This is a genomic window from Streptomyces sp. NPDC056600 (assembly GCF_042792855.1).
Taxonomy (GTDB): domain Bacteria; phylum Actinomycetota; class Actinomycetes; order Streptomycetales; family Streptomycetaceae; genus Streptomyces.
This window is the reverse complement of the sequence record NZ_JBHTVQ010000048.1, coordinates 1-16,339: the sequence shown is the minus strand read 5'-3', so window position 1 is coordinate 16,339 and position 16,339 is coordinate 1. Positions and strand designations below refer to the sequence as shown.

Here is a 16,339-nt window from a genome sequence, read left to right as displayed (position 1 = left end):
TCCCGGCATGACTCGGCCGGGCCCTCCCAGGGTACCGGTCGTGCTGTCGCCCCTTCCCCTTGGTTTCCGCGCCTCGCGGGGGTCCCGGGCGCCCGGGCATACGGAACATATGCGTCCGCTTCGGATGGCAGGCTCGGTCACCGTCTTCCTACAGTGGTGCAATGCGCCACGACGATCCCCTGTCGGCCGAGAAGGTTCCGGAGGTCCTGTCGATCCTTTCGGTCGGCCTCTGGCAGTGGGACACGGCCAACGACCGGATCGCCGCCGACGCCGAAGCCGCCCGCCAGCTGGATCTGCCGGCCGAGCCGGTGGTCCTGCGGGCCGCCCAGCTGCGGGCCAAGGTCCACCCGGAGGACTGGAGCGAGATGGTGGGCGTCGTCCAGCTGGCGCTCGCGGAGAACACCCTCGCCGAGGCGCGGATCCGGGTGATGGACGGCGGCAACCGGGTGCTGCGCACACTGCGGTCGCGCTGCCGCCCGTCCTACGACGCGCGGCGCGACTCCTACGAGCTCGTCGGCATCATCCAGGAGGTCGGTGACCAGGGCGGGGACGCCGCCTCGCAGGGCCCCGTGATCGGCGACTGGCGGCGCAACCGGGAGGCGTTCCTGCTGGACGCGGGCCGGGCGCTGGCGGAGGCGGGCTCCACCGACGAGGTGCTGCGGGTCGCCGCGGGTCTGGCCATGCCGGGGTTCTCCCCCGACGGCCTGGCCGTCTTCGGCGTCGAGGGGTCCCGGCTGACGGTGGTCGGGCACCACGGGCAGCCCCAGCAGGACGCGTTCCCGTTCACCCAGATGTCGGTGGACACCGACTATCCCGCCGCGGAGGTCATCCGCACCGGCCGGCCGGTCTACCTCCGCTCGCCCGAGGAGTACCGCTCCCGCTACCCCAGCGGATGGCCACTGGCCGCGCACTTCGGGCGCAAGTCCTGGGCCTTCCTGCCGCTGGTGGTGGGCGGCCGGACCATGGGCGCCTGGATGGCGGGCTTCGCCCATCCGGTCAAGTTCACGCCCGACGAGCGCTCGGTCCTCACCACGGTGGCCCGGATGCTGGCCCAGGCGCTGTCCCGGGCGGGCACCGCCGAGACGGAACGCGAACTGAGCCAGGGGCTCCAGGCCTCGATGATGCCGCGCCTGGGCCCGAAGATCCCGGGCATGGAGATCGCCGGACGTTACGTGCCCACCGGCGGCGGGCTCCAGGTGGGCGGGGACTGGTTCGACATGATCCCGCTGCCGGGCAGCACCGCGGCCCCCGGCCCCGGCGGCCGGTTCGCCCTGGTCATCGGCGACGTGCAGGGTCACGACGTGCAGGCCGCCGGGCTGATGGGACAGCTGCGCATCGCGCTGCGGGCCTACGCCTCCGAGGGGCACCCGCCGGACGCGGTGCTCTCCCGTGCCTCCCGGTTCCTGCAGGGCATCAACGACTCCGAGCACACCGACGACACCCGGTTCGCCACCTGTCTGTACGTGGAGGTGGACCCGGACAGCGGCACGCTCACCATCGCCCGGGCCGGGCACCTGGACCCGGCGATCCGGCTCACCGACGGCACCGTGCTGCTGCGGTCGACCGCGGGCGGACTCCCGCTGGGCGTCTATCCGGACCCGGACTACCCGATCACCGAGTTCATCCTGGAGCCCGGCGAGACGCTGCTGCTGTGCACCGACGGGCTCGCCGAGACCGGCGGCCACGACCTGCTCACCGGCTGGACGCGGGTCCGCGACATCCTGGAGGCCGCCGACGACGGCGGCGACATGGAGGAACTCGCCGACATCCTGGTGACCGCGGTGCTGGGCCCGGCGTCGCACTCGACCGCAGGCCCGCTGCCGGACCGGCGTGAGGACGACATCGCCCTGCTGCTGCTCCACCGGCTCTCCCCGGAGCGCCTGGCCCGCCACGGCGACGAGGAGCCGCTGCCCAAGCGCAAGGTGGTGGCGACGGTGGCCCAGGACCAGCCCGAGCGGATCGCCAACGCGCGCGCCGACCTGCGGCAGCTGATGCACGACTGGACCGAGCAGGACCACGTCGACTCGGCGGTGCTGCTCACCTCGGAGATGCTGGCCAACGTCCTGATGCACACCGACGCCGACGCCACCCTGATCGCCGAGATCACCGGCACCGGCGCCCTCCGCCGGCTGCGCGTCGAGGTCACCGACTCCGACGACGCGCTGCCGCACAAGCGCGACCCGGGGGAGATGGCCTCCTCGGGCCGGGGCCTGGTGCTCATCGAGCAGCTGGCCCAGGCATGGGGCGTCGACCCGCGCGGGGACGGCAAGACCATCTGGTTCGAGCTGCTGGAGGAACCGGAGGACGAGGAGGGGGAGGGCTTCGGCGAGGAGGGGGAGGACGGCGGCGGCTGACGGGCGGGTCAGCCCTGCGGGCCGGCCGGGGTCATCCCGTGGGCGGCCGGGATCTGCCCGAAGCGGCCCTTCTGGAAGTCCTCGAAGGCCTGCGTCAGCTCGTCACGGGTGTTCATGACGAACGGCCCGTACTGCTGCATCGGCTCGCGGATCGGCTGCCCGCCGAGCAGGACGATCTCCAGGTCGGGGGTGTTCCCGTCCTGCCGCTCGTCCGCCCGGAAGGTCAGCGAGGAGCCCTTGCCGTAGACGGCCGCCTGGCCCGTGTGGACCGGGCGCCGCTCCGAGCCCACCGAGCCGCGGCCGGCCAGCACGTAGGCGAGGGCGTTGAAGTCCTCGCGCCAGGGCAGCGTGATCTCGGCGCCCGGGGCGACGGTCGCGTGGATCATCGTGATGGGGGTGTGGGTGATGCCCGGGCCCCGGTGGCCGTCCAGCTCGCCCGCGATCACGCGGATCAGCGCGCCACCGTCGGGGGAGGTCAGCAGCTTGACCGTGCCGCCGCGGATGTCCTGGTAGCGCGGGGCCATCATCTTGTCCTTGGCCGGCAGGTTCACCCACAGCTGCAGGCCGTGGAAGAGGCCGCCGGACATCACCAGCTGCTCCGGCGGCGCCTCGATGTGCAGCAGGCCGCTGCCGGCCGTCATCCACTGGGTGTCGCCGTTGGTGATCGAGCCGCCGCCGCCGTGGCTGTCCTGGTGGTCGAAGGCGCCGTCGATGATGTACGTGACGGTCTCGAAACCGCGGTGCGGGTGCCAGGGGGTGCCCTTCGGCTCGCCCGGCGCGTACTCCACCTCACCCATCTGGTCCATCAGGATGAACGGGTCCAGGTGCCGGTGGGCGATGCCCGCGAACGCGCGGCGCACCGGGAAGCCCTCACCCTCGAAACCGCTGGGCGCGGTGGTGACGGTGAGCACGGGACGGGCGGTGGCCTCGGCGGGCGCGGTGACGCGGGGCAGGGCCAGGGTGTTCTCGACGGTCACGGCGGGCATGGCGGTGTACCTCCTGTGCGGCGGCAACCTGGGCGGCTGCATCCTCGAGGAAGAGGTTAGTTGATTGTTGAACTTTCCGCTAGTTGAGAGTTCAACTTTCTCGCCTGCGGTGGTGGAGGGGTGGGGGGCGTACGCGTCAGGCCCGGAGGGAGGTCCTCCGGGCCTGTGACTTCTCGCGGCGGGGGCGCCGGCGCGGTACCGGCGGGGCGGCGGCGCTCAGGTGTACATGCGCCGCATGGCGTAGTCGACCATCTGCTCCACGGTCTGGGCGTCGAAGACCATGCGGTGCTCGCCCTCCATGTCCAGCACGAAGCCGTACCCCGAGGGCAGCAGGTCCAGCACCTCCGAGCCGGTGATGACGAAGTACTTGGACTCCTTGCCCGCGTACCGCCGCAGCTCCTTGAGCGAGGTGAACATCGGGATCACCGGCTGCTGCGTGTTGTGCAGGGCCAGGAAGCCCGGGTTGTCGCCGCGCGGGCAGTAGACCTTGGACGTGGCGAAGACCTGGTGGAAGTCCTCCGCCGTCATCGTGCCGGTGGTGAAGGCGCGTACCGCCTCCGCGAGCGAGGGGGGCGCGGCCGTCGAGGGCTCGGGGTAGAGCGGCTGCTGCGGCTGACCGTAACCGCCGCTCATGCCGCCCATCGGCTGCTGCTGGTGCTGCTGCGGCGGCGGGGCGTACTGCTGCTGGGCGCCGGCGTTCGGGTCGTAGCCGTACATGCCGCAAAGACTAGTCAACGACGCGTCCTTGAAGCGACGGGTTGGCGGAGCGGGCCTCTCCGGTCCCCGGACCGGTGGGCGCGACCGGGGTGGCGGGAGTGGTCGGCGAGGTCGGCGTGACAGGTGTGACAGGTGTGGCGGGTGTGACGGAGGGGGGTGAGGTGGCGGGAGTGCCCGGGGTGGCGGTCGGGTCGGCCGGGCGGCGTGGCGGGCGGGGGAGGAAGCGGCGGCGGGTCAGCCAGGTGCCGGCGGCCACCAGGAGACCGAGGGCGAGGAGCGACCAGGCGACCTGCCGCAGGGTGGTCGTCAGCGCGTCGTACACCGCGGCCGCCGCCGCCCGGGAGACGCCGGGCGGCAGGTCGGCGAGGATCGTGGCCCGCCCCACCACCAGCGCGACCACCAGTACCGCGCCGCCGACCGCCGTGCCGAGGGCCGTGGCGGTGACGGCGCGGCGGCGCCGCACCGCGACCGCGATGCCGGCCACCGCCAGCACCCCCGCCGACACCGGCAGCCACACCCCGGCGACCTCCAGGGTGCGCAGCCCTTCCCGCAGCCGCCGCAGCTCCTGCGGCTCCAGCACCGCCACCCGCGCGTGCCGGACCGGGATGCTGCCGGCCAGCGGCACGTTCTCGTCGGCCAGCTCGTGCCGGACCCGCTCGGTGATCGGGGCCAGGTCCACCGTGACCGGGCCGTCGCCCCGCTCCCGCAGCGCCTTCAGGACCGCCTCGTGGGACGCCCGGTTGCCGGCGTCCCAGACGGCACGGAACGCCGCGGTCCGGGTGAAGGAGTCCACAGCGCTGTGGACGAAGGGCGCCGCCGACGGGGGCAGGTCACGCCGGTCGGTCAGCTCGTGCACGATGCCGGCGCCCACCGTGTCCGCGATCACCCCGCGTACCGCGGGGTCCGAGGACAGGGGCGCCATGCTCTCGACGTACCGGCTCGTGTCGGCGACCTGGTGCACCGCCCAGGCGGCGAGCGCGCCGAACGGCAGCACGAGGCACGCCGCGACGGTCAGGGCCGCCGACAGCACGTCACGGAGACGGCGCGTGCGGGGACTCACCCTCCCAGGAGACGCCGCCCGCCCGGCCGGGGCGAGCGACGCGCGTCCGACCGGGTGAGGCGGCGGCCCCGGGACCGGGCCGACGGCCCGGTCGCGCGAGGTGCGGGTCGGTCGGCCCGGCCGCACGGGGCGCGGGTCGGTCGCCCGCCGCGCGGTGTGCCGGTCGGTCCAGGGGCCGCCGCGCGGAGTCCGGGTCAGTGGTGGCGGCGCACCGCGCGGGCCATCTTGAGTGTCCGCATCAGCAGGCGCACCTTGCCGCCGCGACGCCGCCGGCGGTGCCGGATCGTGCCGTAGCCCGCGGGCCGCACGGAGAAGGCGGGGGTGGTGGCGGGGGACTCCGGCGCGGTCGGCGCAGTCGACGCGGCGGGTCCGACGCCTTCCCGTGCCGTCCGTCCCGTGAAGGACTCCTCTCCGTACTCATCGACGCGCCGCGCGTCCTGCCGCTCGGCGAGCGGATACCCGGGGTCACCCGTCCGGGCGTCGCCCGGCCTCGGGTGGGTCTGTATCCGGTAGAGAGCGGAGACGAAGACGCCCACCGCCAGGGCGGCGCCCAGGACGACGGACCGGATGACGCTGGTGTCGGTGGTGCTCACCAGGAAACCCAGCGCGATGCCGGCGAAGGCGGCCCAGGCCACCGCGCGTATGCCGCGGGACAGCCGCGGGGTGATCAGCAGCATCGCCCCCAGCGCCAGGACGAAGGCCAGCGCCGCCATGAAGCCGTAGAACGTGTTCCAGCCGGTGATCGGGCCGCCGTCCCGGGTGTTGGCCGCGGCCCAGTAGCCGTAGATCAGGCCGAAGCCCACGGTCGCGACCAGCTTCATGGTCTTCGTCCCGCGGTCGCCGAGCAGTCGGGGGTCGGCCTGCGGGCGCGAGTCGGCGCCCGGGTGCCAGGTACCGGGCGGCCGGGACAGGGACTTTCGGGGGGCGTGTGGCGCGTACGTCATGGAAACGCTCCTCTCCGCCGGAAACCGGGCGGTCGTCGAGCCGGACCACGAGCATGGAACAGATGCCGCGGACGTGCGGCGGCCTGTGGACGAAGCCCGGCTCCGATATCCAGCGGACACCCGAACGAGTGAACGGGCAACTCGGGAACGCGCCCCTGTCCACAACCGGATGCAGGCCCGCCACGCCCGTGTTTCGCTGAAAACATGCAGTCCACACCCCCTGCCGGGAGAAGCGACGCCGGAGATCCGGTCTACGATCCGGCGATGCCGCGCGCCGTGTTCGTGCGGGTGGCCCGGGCGGCGCGCTTCCCCCACTGGCGCGGCCACGCGGTCAGCTGGGCGCTCCCGGTGCTGATCGGGCTGGTCGGCATCGTGGTGGAGGTGTCGACACCGGACTGGTTCCGGGCCGCGTCCTGGCTGGTGCTGGTCCCCGGCGTGGCCTCGGCGCTGTGCACCGTGCGCGCCACGGCGGTCCTGGCGGTGCTGGCGCTGGTCGCCTACGGGCTGGTCACGGTGGTCTCCCGGCCCATGGTCAGTGTGTGGCCGGTCCTCGTGCTGCTGATCGTCGGCGGGCTGTTCTCGGTCATCGCCTGCGCGGTGCGTGTCGCCCACGCGAACAGACTCATGCAGATGTCAGTGATCGCCGACACCACGCGCCGCGCCGTCCTGCGGCCTTTCCCGCCGGGGCTGGGCGGGCTCGAGCACGCGGCGCTCTACATGCCGGCCAACAGCGAGGCGCGGGTCGGCGGAGACTTCTACGACATCCAGCCCAGCCCGTGGGGGACGCGGGTGCTCATCGGCGACGTCCAGGGCAAAGGGCTGGAGGTGGTCGAGACGGCGGCCGCCCTGCTCGGCACGTTCCGGGAGGCGGGGTTCCACGAGCGGTCGTTGTCGGTGGTCGCCACCCGGCTGGAGATCCGGCTGAAACGGCAGGTCGCCTACCGACTCGACCTGGGGGCCGAGCAGGACCGCGACCGGTTCGCCACGGCGGTGATGCTGAGCTTCCCGGCCGACGAGCCGGGTGTGGTGGAAATCGTCAACTTCGGTCACGAGCCGCCGCTGATCGTCAGCCCTTCGGGGGAGTGCCGTCCGCTGCCCGGCGCGCACGGTCTGCCGCTGGGACTGAGCGACGTCGCCGACCTGCCGCCGCCGATGGTTCGGGCCACGGTGCCGGTGGGGTCCACGTTGCTGCTCACCACCGACGGGGTGACCGAGGCGCGGAACGAGGCGGGGGAGTTCTACCCGCTCCGGGACGAGGTCACCCGTGCTGCCGCCCGGAGCCCGACGCTGCGCAGGCCGCGCGCGGTCGCCCGGTTCGTGCGGGACGGGGTGCTGCTGCACGCCGACGCCCACCTCGAGGACGACACGACGATCTTCTGCGTCCGGCGACCCGGGCCGGACGAGCCGCCGCCGTGGCGGCAGGCGGCGAGGTCGCTGGACGACGTGGACGACGAGGACGACGTGGACGACGAGGGCGTCGGCGGGGCCGAGGTCGTCGGGGGCGTGCGCCCGGTGGACGTCGACCGGTACCGAGCAGCGCGTCCGCACGGGCGGTTCCGACTCGGGCCGGTGCCGGTGCCGGTGCCGTCGCGGCTGCCGTGGCCGGTGCTGCTGCCGGTGTTGTGGCGTCGGGGCCGGACGTGGCGTCGGAGGCCGGCGAGCGGGGGCGGGTGAGAGCGGGGGCGCCGGACGGGGGCGTGGTGAGGGCAGCACCGGAGGGTGCGTGAGGAAGGGGTTCCGCCGATGGTTCTGCGACGCGTGGCCGTGGACCTCACCGAAGGGCTGGACGACGCCTGGTCGGGGGTCGTCGGGTTCGTGCCGCGGCTGGCGGCGTTCCTGGTGGTACTGGTCCTCGGATGGGCCGTCGTCCGGACGGCCGCCAAGGTGCTGGACCGGGTTCTCCGCACGGCCGGCTCGGAGAGGCTGGCGGAGCGGTCGGGCGTGCGGCGGTGGCTGCGGGAGTCGCCGTACGACCTGACCGGGATCGTCAGCCGACTGGTGTTCTCCCTGCTGATGCTGGTGGTGCTGCGGCTGGCGCTGGGCGTGTTCGGGCCGAACCCGCTCGGCGCGATGATCGACGGGGTGGTGGCGTGGCTGCCGCGCGGCATCGTGGCGGTGGTGCTGGTGGTGGTCACGCTGGCGGTCGCGGGCGCGGTGCGGAAGGTGGTGGGCTCGGTGCTCGCGTCCGCCGCGTACGGCGGTGCGGTGGCGCGGGTGCTGTGGGCGGTCGTCCTGGTCCTGGGGTTCGTCGCGGCGCTGAGCCAGGCGGGGATCGCGACGGGGGTGGTTCTGCCGGTGCTGTACACGGGGCTCGCGACGGTCGGCGGCATCGCGGTGGTGGGGGTCGGCGGCGGACTGATCGGGCCGATGCGGTCGCGATGGGAGCGGTGGCTGACGCGGGCGGAGCAGGAGGTTGCGGCGGCGCGGGGTGGGGTGGCGGCGTATCGGGCGGAACGGGAGGGGGAGGCGGGGCGCGAGGGTGGGCGCCGCCCCCGGGACGGGTGACGTCCTCGCCGGGGGCCTCGACGGCTCGGGGCCCGCGGTGCCGCGCGAGCGGGGCGGGGCGCGATTCGCGACGGCTGGACCGTGGTGGACGTGTGCGAAGGCTGGGCTTGGTGGGTGCGCGAGCCCTCAGGCCGAGGCCGGGTGGGTGGAGCGAACCGCTCGCCGCGGAGGCGCCGCCCTGCGCCCGCCTCCCCCAAGGACTTCGTCCAGGGGGTACCCCCACCCCCAAGCTCTCGGCTTCGCTCGAGCAGGGGGGGACCCGGTGCGGGCGCGGCCGTGGTGCTGCGGAGTCCTGCCGCCCGTCGGGGGAGGTAACGGGTGCTCAGGGGCGGGGTGGGAGGAGGTTGTGGTGGTGGACGAGCCAGGTGATGGCGGTGAGGCGGCAGACGGCGTAGTCGTGGCCCGGGGGTTCGCGCCAATCGAGGTCGTCGAGGGCGTCGAGGAAGCCGAGGGCGTAGTCCGTGAGGTCGGCGGGGTCCGGGGCGGCCGGGGTGAGGGTCGCGGCCGGGCCGGTGGCGGAGAGCCGGTCGCGCAGTTCCGCCACGTGCTGGTCCACGGCCGCGGTGAAGCCGGGCTCGAAGGCGAACTCGGCGAAGCGCGGCGTGAAAGTACGGGCGATCCGGGCCAGCGGGGACATGCCCCCACGGTAGGCGGAGGCACGTCCCCGCAGGGGCCGACCGGGCATGGAGCGCGTCACACGACCCGCCGCGTCTCCGCCGGATTGTCCGCCCGCGTCACGCCTTCAGCCACACCGTGGTGTCCGCCGGGAGTTCCGTGCCCGCGGCGTCGAGCGGTCCGCTGGTGAGCAGGACCCGTCCCGCGGGGAGCGGGACCGGCGCCGAGGTGGTGTTGGCGACGACCTGCCAGCCGCCCGGGCGGGCGAAGTGCAGGACGCCGGGGCCGGAGCCGTCGAGCCAGGTCAGGGACTCGTCCGCGCTCAGCACCCCGCGGCGGACGCGCAGGGCCGCCCGGTAGAGCTCCAGCGTGGAGCCCTCCACCCCGTCCTGCGCCTCGACGGACAGCTCGGCGAAGTGATCCGGCTGCGGCAGCCACGGCAGTCCGCCGCCCGGCCCTCCGCCCGGTCCGGCGCCGCTCCCGCCGCCGGACGCGGGGCCGAACCCGAACCCCGCGCCGCCCCGCGTCCACGGCAGCGGCACCCGGCAGCCGTCGCGTCCCTTGCGGGCGTGCCCCGTCTGCTCCCAGATCGGGTCCCGCAGCGCCTCGGCGGGCAGGTCGGCGACCTCCGGCAGCCCCAGCTCCTCGCCCTGGTACAGGTAGGCCGAGCCGGGCAGCGCCAGCATCAGCAGGGTGGCCGCCCGCGCCCGCCGCAGCCCGAGTTCCGCGTCGACGACGGGTTCACGGCCGTCGGAGAGCAGCCAGGCGTCCGGGTCCGCGTCCGGCGGGAGGGCGAGGCGGGTGGCGTGCCGGATGACGTCGTGGTTGGAGAGCACCCAGGTCGCCGAGGCGCCCGCCGTACGGGCCTGCTCCAGCGAGGCGGTGATCACCTCGCGCAGCGCCTCGCCGTCCCACGGGGCGCGCAGGTACTCGAAGTTGAACGCCTGCCCCAGCTCGTCGGGCCGCGCGTACAGCACCCGCCGCTCGCCCGGGACCCAGGCCTCGGCGACCGCCATCCGCGGCGGGGAGTAGGAGTCGAGGATCTTGCGCCAGTCACGGTAGATCTCGTGCACCTCGTCCCGGTCGTAGAGCGGGTGCTCGCCCGGGGCCATGCCCTCCAGCGCCTCGTCGCCGCCGGCCGCCAGGTCTCCGAGGTCGCGCAACGGCTCGGTGAGGTCCTTGGAGAGTGCGTGCGCCACGTCGACCCGGAAGCCGTCGACGCCGCGGTCCGACCAGAACCGCAGGGTGGTGCGGAAGTCGGCGCGCACCTCCTCGTTGTCCCAGTTGAGGTCGGGCTGCTCCGGGGCGAACAGGTGGAGGTACCACTGGCCGTCCGGCACCCGCTCCCAGGCGCTGCCGCCGAACACCGAGTGCCAGTCGGACGGCGGGAGTTCGCCGCCATGGCCGTGGCCGTCGCGGAAGACGTACCGGTCCCTGGCCGGGGAGCCGGGGCCCGCCCGCAGCGCCTCCTCGAACCAGGCGTGCCGGCGGGAGGTGTGGTTGGGGACGAGGTCGACGATCACCTTGAGGCCCAGCCGGTGCGCCTCGGCCACCATCAGGGTGAAGTCCTCCAGCGTGCCCAGGCGGGGGTCGACGTCCCGGTGGTCGGCGACGTCGTAGCCGCCGTCGGCGAGCTCCGAGGGGTAGAAGGGGCTCAGCCAGACCGCGTCCACGCCCAGTGTGGCCAGGTGGGCGAGCCGCCGGGTGACACCGCGCAGGTCGCCGAGCCCGTCGCCGTCGGCGTCGGCGAAACTGCGCGGGTACACCTGGTAGATCACCGCCTGGCGCCACCAGTTGGGGTCCCTGGACGACAGGTCGGGGGCGGTGCGCTCGGCGGGGTTCTGCTCGGGCGGGGGACTGACGGTCACGACGACTCCTGCGGCTCGGCTCCGGTACTCCCGTACCTCCCTCCACTTTTCACAACCTGTGGACGACCGTGTTCATGCCGCGCGGACATGTCCGCAAAAGCCGCCCACGTGCCCGCACACCTGAGCCCCTTGCCGTGGGGCGGACACGGCCCTAGGTTGAGCCGCACGTTGATCGTCTCTCACCCGTCGTCTCCCGATGTCGTTTCGCGATGTCCTTCCCGTACTTGGCGAGGTCGCCTTGATCGCACGTTCGCACGCACGTCACCTGCGCGCCGTGGGCGCCGCGCTGGTGGCGGTGGCGGCCCTGGTCCTGGCGGCCCACCTGGGACCGTCGGCCACGGTGGCGCCGGGGCCCGGGACCACGGAGAACGAGGCGGTCGAGAGCGCGACGGACCGGTTATGACGCCTGGGGCGAGGCCGTGGCGTCGGACGCCGGGTAGGCGTGCGTCTGCCCGGCCTTGACCGCGGCCCACACCTCCCCGCCCGGGGAGAGCCCCAGTTCGGCGGCGGAGACCGTGGTGAGGTCGGCCGCCATGGGCAGTTCGCCGGTGAGCTCCGCGCGGACGCGGTCGCCGTGCGTCTCGATCCCGGCCACCCGGCACCGCCACACGTTGCGCGCGCTGGTGCCCACCGGGCGCTCGCGGTGCAGGGTCACCGCCGACGGCGGGAAGGCCACGAAGACGTCGCCCGACAGGTCCTCGGTCACCGTCACGGTCACGGTCACCGCTGCCGTGCCGGCGTCCAGGCGCACCCGGTGCCCCGAGGCGGTGCCGCGGTAGAGGTTGAGGCCCACCAGGCGGGCGACGTAGTCGGTGCGGGGCCGGCGGGCGACCCGGTCGGGGGCGCCCGTCTGGACCACGCGGCCCTCCTCCACCACCACCAGCCGGTCCGCCAGGACCATGGCGTCCAGCGGGTCGTGGGTGACCAGCACGGCCACCGCCTCGAACTCCTCCAGGTGCCGTCGCAGCGTGGCGCGGGTCTCCAGCCGGGTGCGAGCGTCCAGTGCCGCGAGCGGTTCGTCGAGCAGCAGCAGCCGGGGGCGGGTCGCCAGCGCGCGGGCCAGCGCGACCCGCTGGGACTGGCCGCCGGACAGGTGCCGCGGGCGGGCCGCCGCGTGCTCGGCCAGCCCCACCCGCTCCAGCCACCGTCCGGCCTCGGCCCTGGCCTCCCGCCGTGGCATGCCCTGGCAGCGCAGGCCGAACGCCACGTTGTCCCGCGCGGACAGGTGGGGGAAGAGGAGATGGTCCTGGAAGACGACGCCGACCGGGCGGCGCTCGGCGGGCAGCGGGGCGAGGTCCTCGCCGTCCAGGCGCAGGCGGCCGCCGTCGAGCGGGGCGAGACCGGCCAGGGCGCGCAGCGCGGTCGTCTTGCCCGCGCCGTTCGGGCCGAGCAGGGCGACCACCTCGCCCGGCGCGGCGCCCAGCGTCACGTCCAGCCGGAACGCGCCGCGCCGCACCACCAACCGTGCGTCCAGCCCTTCCTCCGCCGGCCCGCTCGCCGCCGCGGCCGCGTCTCCCGCCGCGCCGTCTCCTGTCACGCCGCCCCCCGCCGCGCCGTCTCCTGTCACGCCGCCCCCCGCCGCGCCGTCTCCTGTCGCGCCGCCCCCCGCCGCGCCGTCTCCTGTCGCGCCGCCCCCCGCCGCGCCGTCTCCTGTCACGCCGCCCCCCGCCGCGCCGCCCCCCGCCGCACCGTCTCCCGCCGGCCGGTCCGCGGCCGCCGCGTCCTCCGTCACGTCCCCACCCCCGTCGTCCACCGGTCCCGCATCGCGCCGAGGACCGCCACCGAGACCGCCAGCAGCACCAGGGAGAGCGCGACGGCGGCGGCCGGGTCGCTCTGCAGGGCCAGGTAGACGGCGAGCGGCATGGTCTGGGTGCGGCCCGGGAAGTTGCCCGCGAAGGTGATCGTCGCCCCGAACTCGCCGAGCGCCCGCGCCCAGGCCAGCACCGCGCCCGCCGCGACCCCCGGGGCGATCAGCGGCAGCGTCACCCGCCGGAAGGCGGTGAACCGGGACGCCCCCAGCGTGGCCGCCGCCTCCTCGAACCGCGGGTCGGCGGCGCGCAGCGTGCCCTCCACGCTGATCACCAGGAACGGCATCGCCACGAACGCCTCGGCGACGACCACGCCCGCCGTGGTGAACGGCAGGGTCACGCCGAGCCAGTCGTCCAGCAGCCGGCCCAGCACACCGTCCCGGCCCAGCGCGAGCAGCAGCGCCACACCGCCGACCACCGGCGGCAGCACCAGGGGCAGCGTGATCAGCGCGCGGACCAGCCGCCGGCCGGGGAAGTCGGTGCGGGCCAGCACCCAGGCCAGCGGCACGCCCAGCACCAGGCAGAGCGCGGTCGCCGTGGTCGCCGTCAGCAGCGACAGCCGCAGCGCCTCCCAGACCCGCGGGCTGCCGAGCTGCGCGGGCAGGGCGGCCCACGGCGCGCGCAGCAGGAGCGCGGCCAGCGGCAGCAGCAGGAAGACCAGACCGGCCGCCGCGGGCACCAGCAGGGCCAGCGGGGCGCGCGCGGCCGGGCGGGCGGTGCTCACCGTGAGCCCGCGGCGCCCGGGTCCGGGTCCAGGAAGCCCGCCTCGCGCAGCACCCGGCGGCCCTCCGCCGAGCGGACGAACTCCACGAACTCCGCCGCGCGTTCGGGCTGCGGCGCGTTCTTCAGGACGGTGATGGGATAGCTGTTCGTCGCGGTGTCCGCCTCGGGGAACTCCACGCCGGTCACCGCGTCGCCCGCCGCCTTCACGTCCGTGGCGTACACCAGCGCCGCGTCGGCCTCCTTCAGCCGCACCTTGGTCAGCGCCCCCTTGACGTCCTGTTCGTAGGACGCGGCCCGGACGCGGAGCCGAGCGGAGTCCAGCGCCTTGCGGGCCGCCGCGCCGCACGGCACGGAGACGTCGCAGAGCACCACCTTCAGCTCCGGGCGGGCCAGGTCGCCCAGGCTCCGCACGCCGTGCGGGTTGCCGGGAAGGGTGACGATCGACAGCCGGTTGCGGGCGAAGACCTCGGGCCGCCCGGACGCCTCGCCCGCCTGCGTGACCCGGGCCATGGTGGCCTCGTCCGCGGAGGCGAAGACGTCGGCGGGGGCGCCGCCGGTGATGCCCGCGGCCAGGGTGTCGCTGCCGCCGAAGCTGAACTCGACGTTGACGTCCGGGTGTTCCTCCTCGAAGCGCTCCCCGAGGGTGCCGAAGGACTCCTTGAGGGAGGCGGCGGCGAACACGGTCACCGTCGGCTCCGCCTCCTGCGCGCCGCATCCTGTGAGGACCACCGCCGCCGCCAGGGCCGCGCCGGCCCACCGCAGCCCGCGCCTCACCGCTGCTCCACCGGCCGGTCGACGTGCACGCTGGTCGCCTTCACCCGGGCGGTGGCCTCCACGCCGATCTCCAGGCCGAGTTCCTCCACGGCCTCCCGGGTCATCAGCGACACCAGCCGGTGCGGGCCCGCCTGGATCTCCACCTGGGCCGCCACGTCGCCCAGCGTCACCCCGGTCACGATGCCGGCGAACGCGTTGCGCGCCGAGGTGTACGCGGGGCGCTCCTCGTCGCCCTGCCGGGCCAGCTCCACGGCGAAGGCCGCGAGGTCCCGCCCGTCGACCACCCGGCGTCCCCCGTCGTCCCGCCGGGTCGCCAGCCGCCCGGCGTCCGCCCACCGGCGCACCGTGTCGGCACTGACCCCCAGCAACCGGGCCGCCCGAGCCATGGAGTATTCACGCATGTGCGTCAACCTATGGCACTCACCGCCGCGAATGCCAGCCTTCAGGAGTCCGATCACCCGTATCTGCGGCGCGAGTCGCCTGTGAGGGTCCGGGCGGGCCGCCCCGCCGCGGTTCACCCCGCGGTGGCGAGCGCCCCCACGGCCTCGGCGACGGAACGGTGCATCGGGGTGGTCGGGCGGCCGATCAGGCGGGAGAGGGCGCCGGGAGTCGCGGACAGCTGGCCGCGGGCCACCGAGACGTCCGCGCCCGCGAGCAGTTCGGCCGCCCGTTCGGGCAGTCCGGCGGTGATCAGGTGGGCGAGGTAGCCGTCGAAGGCCATCGCCCGGTACGGGACCTCCCGGCCGGCGTGGCGGCTCACCTCGGCCGCGTACTCGGTCAGGTTCCAGGCGGTGTCGCCGCCGAGCTCGTACGTCCGGTTCTCGTGGCCGGGGCCGGTGAGCACGGCCACGGCCGCGGCGGCGTAGTCGGCGCGGGAGGCGGAGGCGACGCGTCCGTCCGCACAGGCCCGGGCGACCGCGCCCAGGTACAGCACCAGCGGCAGTTGCTCGGTGTACGCCTCGGTGTACCAGTTGTTGCGCAGCAGCGTGTACGGCAGACCGGAGGCGAGGATCAGGCCCTCCGTGCGCCGGTGGGCGTCGGCCAGGCGGGCCTGGAGCGCGCCGGGCACGCTGGTGTACGCCAGCAGTCCCACCCCCGCCACGGCGGCCGCCTCGACCACCGTGCGGTGCTGCGCGAGGCGGTCCGCGGTCACGTCGTTGCCGGATACCAGCAGGACCCGGTCGCCGGCGCGGAAGACGCCCTGGAAGGTGTCCGGGGCGTCGTAGTCGGCCGTCGTCAGCCGCACGCCCCGCGCGGCGAGCGCCGCACCCTTCTCCCTGTCCCGCACCACCGCGACCACCTGATCCGCCGGAACCCTCTCCAGCAGACCGTCGATCACCAGCGTGCCCAAGCTACCGGTGGCCCCGGTCACGACCATGCGCATGGCACCAGCATCCCCTGTCCCTCCGGCACGCAACAGGCCGGGCCCGCACTCACGAGGAGTGCGGGCCCGGCCCGGTGATGCGTGGTGCGCGGAGCGCGGTACGCGTCAGGCGGGGGTGATGTTCTCCGCCTGCGGGCCCTTCTGGCCCTGCGTGACGTCGAAGTTCACGCGCTGACCCTCCTGGAGCTCACGGAAGCCGGAGGAGTTGATGTTCGAGTAGTGGGCGAAGACGTCGGCGCCGCCGCCGTCCTGCTCGATGAAGCCGAAGCCCTTTTCCGCGTTGAACCACTTAACGGTGCCGGATGCCATGTGAATCTCCCTCTGGGCAGTTTCCGAGACCACACCTCGTGGCCCCGGGGTCGCTGCTCTGGCAATGTCCGGAAATACAAAAGAGTGCTCCCGTAGACGTAAAGGTCGTCTGAGAGCACTCAAGAAGTCTCTGGTAACCAAAACTGCAACTGGTCACCACCGTAGCACAGGGGTCCTGCGAAAAGTCGAGCCGTCGCGCCGGGAAGTCGCCGCGAAAACTGTACGGAAATTCATGCGACAAGTGGAATAAAAAGCGCCGGGCCGGGAAGCGCCCCGAAGGTCGCTTCCCGGC

Annotated in this window: 16 protein-coding genes; 4 read left to right on the top strand and 12 right to left on the bottom strand. The window is 74.4% G+C overall.

Annotated elements, in window-relative coordinates; genetic code table 11:
* Positions 1-161 precede the first annotated feature (161 nt).
* Positions 162-2,354 (top strand): SpoIIE family protein phosphatase, encoded by a 2,193-nt coding sequence (locus ACFRAV_RS22595; RefSeq protein WP_382558070.1) that lies wholly within the window; start codon positions 162-164, stop codon positions 2,352-2,354.
* An 8-nt stretch (positions 2,355-2,362) separates the two neighbouring features.
* Here ACFRAV_RS22595 and ACFRAV_RS22590 read toward each other — a convergent pair whose 3' ends face one another.
* The 4 genes from ACFRAV_RS22590 to ACFRAV_RS22575 form a co-directional block, all read right to left on the bottom strand.
* Positions 2,363-3,340: a pirin family protein gene (locus ACFRAV_RS22590; RefSeq protein WP_382558069.1), complete on the bottom strand. Its 978-nt coding sequence runs from the start codon at positions 3,338-3,340 to the stop codon at positions 2,363-2,365.
* A 216-nt stretch (positions 3,341-3,556) separates the two neighbouring features.
* Complete coding sequence (locus ACFRAV_RS22585; RefSeq protein WP_351115047.1) at positions 3,557-4,057, bottom strand: SseB family protein; 501 nt, start codon at positions 4,055-4,057, stop codon at positions 3,557-3,559.
* A gap of 10 nt (positions 4,058-4,067) precedes the next feature.
* Complete coding sequence (locus ACFRAV_RS22580) at positions 4,068-5,117, bottom strand: hypothetical protein (RefSeq protein ID WP_382558068.1); 1,050 nt, start codon at positions 5,115-5,117, stop codon at positions 4,068-4,070.
* Positions 5,118-5,311: 194 nt separating this feature from the next.
* The gene (locus ACFRAV_RS22575) at positions 5,312-6,061 is read right to left on the bottom strand and encodes a hypothetical protein (protein ID WP_382558067.1); all 750 of its coding nucleotides are present in this window, start codon (positions 6,059-6,061) and stop codon (positions 5,312-5,314) included.
* Between the two features lie 264 nt (positions 6,062-6,325).
* On the opposite strand from ACFRAV_RS22575, the gene ACFRAV_RS22570 reads away from it, so the two are divergent.
* Positions 6,326-7,735, top strand: a complete 1,410-nt coding sequence (locus ACFRAV_RS22570) for a PP2C family protein-serine/threonine phosphatase (protein WP_382558066.1) — start codon at positions 6,326-6,328, stop codon at positions 7,733-7,735.
* Positions 7,736-7,804: 69 nt separating this feature from the next.
* Entirely contained in the window at positions 7,805-8,566 is a 762-nt protein-coding gene (locus ACFRAV_RS22565; RefSeq protein ID WP_382558065.1) for a hypothetical protein, read from the top strand.
* 322 nt (positions 8,567-8,888) lie between these two features.
* Here ACFRAV_RS22565 and ACFRAV_RS22560 read toward each other — a convergent pair whose 3' ends face one another.
* Complete coding sequence (locus ACFRAV_RS22560; protein WP_382558064.1) at positions 8,889-9,203, bottom strand: DUF6401 family natural product biosynthesis protein; 315 nt, start codon at positions 9,201-9,203, stop codon at positions 8,889-8,891.
* Positions 9,204-9,300: 97 nt separating this feature from the next.
* Positions 9,301-11,049, bottom strand: a complete 1,749-nt coding sequence (locus ACFRAV_RS22555; protein WP_382558063.1) for a glycoside hydrolase family 13 protein — start codon at positions 11,047-11,049, stop codon at positions 9,301-9,303.
* Between the two features lie 238 nt (positions 11,050-11,287).
* Between ACFRAV_RS22555 and ACFRAV_RS22550 the strand changes: the two genes are divergently transcribed.
* Positions 11,288-11,452 carry a hypothetical protein gene (locus tag ACFRAV_RS22550; protein WP_382558062.1) on the top strand — a complete coding sequence of 55 codons (165 nt, stop codon included), beginning with the start codon at positions 11,288-11,290 and terminating at the stop codon, positions 11,450-11,452.
* Here the strand turns inward: ACFRAV_RS22550 and ACFRAV_RS22545 are convergent.
* The 6 genes from ACFRAV_RS22545 to ACFRAV_RS22520 all read right to left on the bottom strand — a co-directional run bounded on the left by ACFRAV_RS22545 (position 11,447) and on the right by ACFRAV_RS22520 (position 16,047).
* Positions 11,447-12,586 (bottom strand): ABC transporter ATP-binding protein, encoded by a 1,140-nt coding sequence (locus ACFRAV_RS22545; RefSeq protein ID WP_382558061.1) that lies wholly within the window; start codon positions 12,584-12,586, stop codon positions 11,447-11,449. The two genes, ACFRAV_RS22550 and ACFRAV_RS22545, sit on opposite strands and share 6 nt — an antisense overlap.
* Positions 12,587-12,777: 191 nt before the next feature.
* Complete coding sequence (locus ACFRAV_RS22540) at positions 12,778-13,581, bottom strand: ABC transporter permease (protein ID WP_382558060.1); 804 nt, start codon at positions 13,579-13,581, stop codon at positions 12,778-12,780.
* Positions 13,578-14,354 (bottom strand): molybdate ABC transporter substrate-binding protein, encoded by a 777-nt coding sequence (gene modA, locus ACFRAV_RS22535; protein WP_382558059.1) that lies wholly within the window; start codon positions 14,352-14,354, stop codon positions 13,578-13,580. Before modA ends, ACFRAV_RS22540 begins: the two co-directional genes overlap by 4 nt.
* Entirely contained in the window at positions 14,351-14,755 is a 405-nt protein-coding gene (locus tag ACFRAV_RS22530; RefSeq protein WP_382558058.1) for a molybdopterin-binding protein, read from the bottom strand. Before ACFRAV_RS22530 ends, modA begins: the two co-directional genes overlap by 4 nt.
* A gap of 113 nt (positions 14,756-14,868) precedes the next feature.
* Positions 14,869-15,738 (bottom strand): NAD(P)H-binding protein, encoded by an 870-nt coding sequence (locus ACFRAV_RS22525; RefSeq protein ID WP_382558057.1) that lies wholly within the window; start codon positions 15,736-15,738, stop codon positions 14,869-14,871.
* 105 nt (positions 15,739-15,843) lie between these two features.
* Entirely contained in the window at positions 15,844-16,047 is a 204-nt protein-coding gene (locus ACFRAV_RS22520; protein ID WP_043247736.1) for a cold-shock protein, read from the bottom strand.
* Positions 16,048-16,339 lie beyond the last annotated feature (292 nt).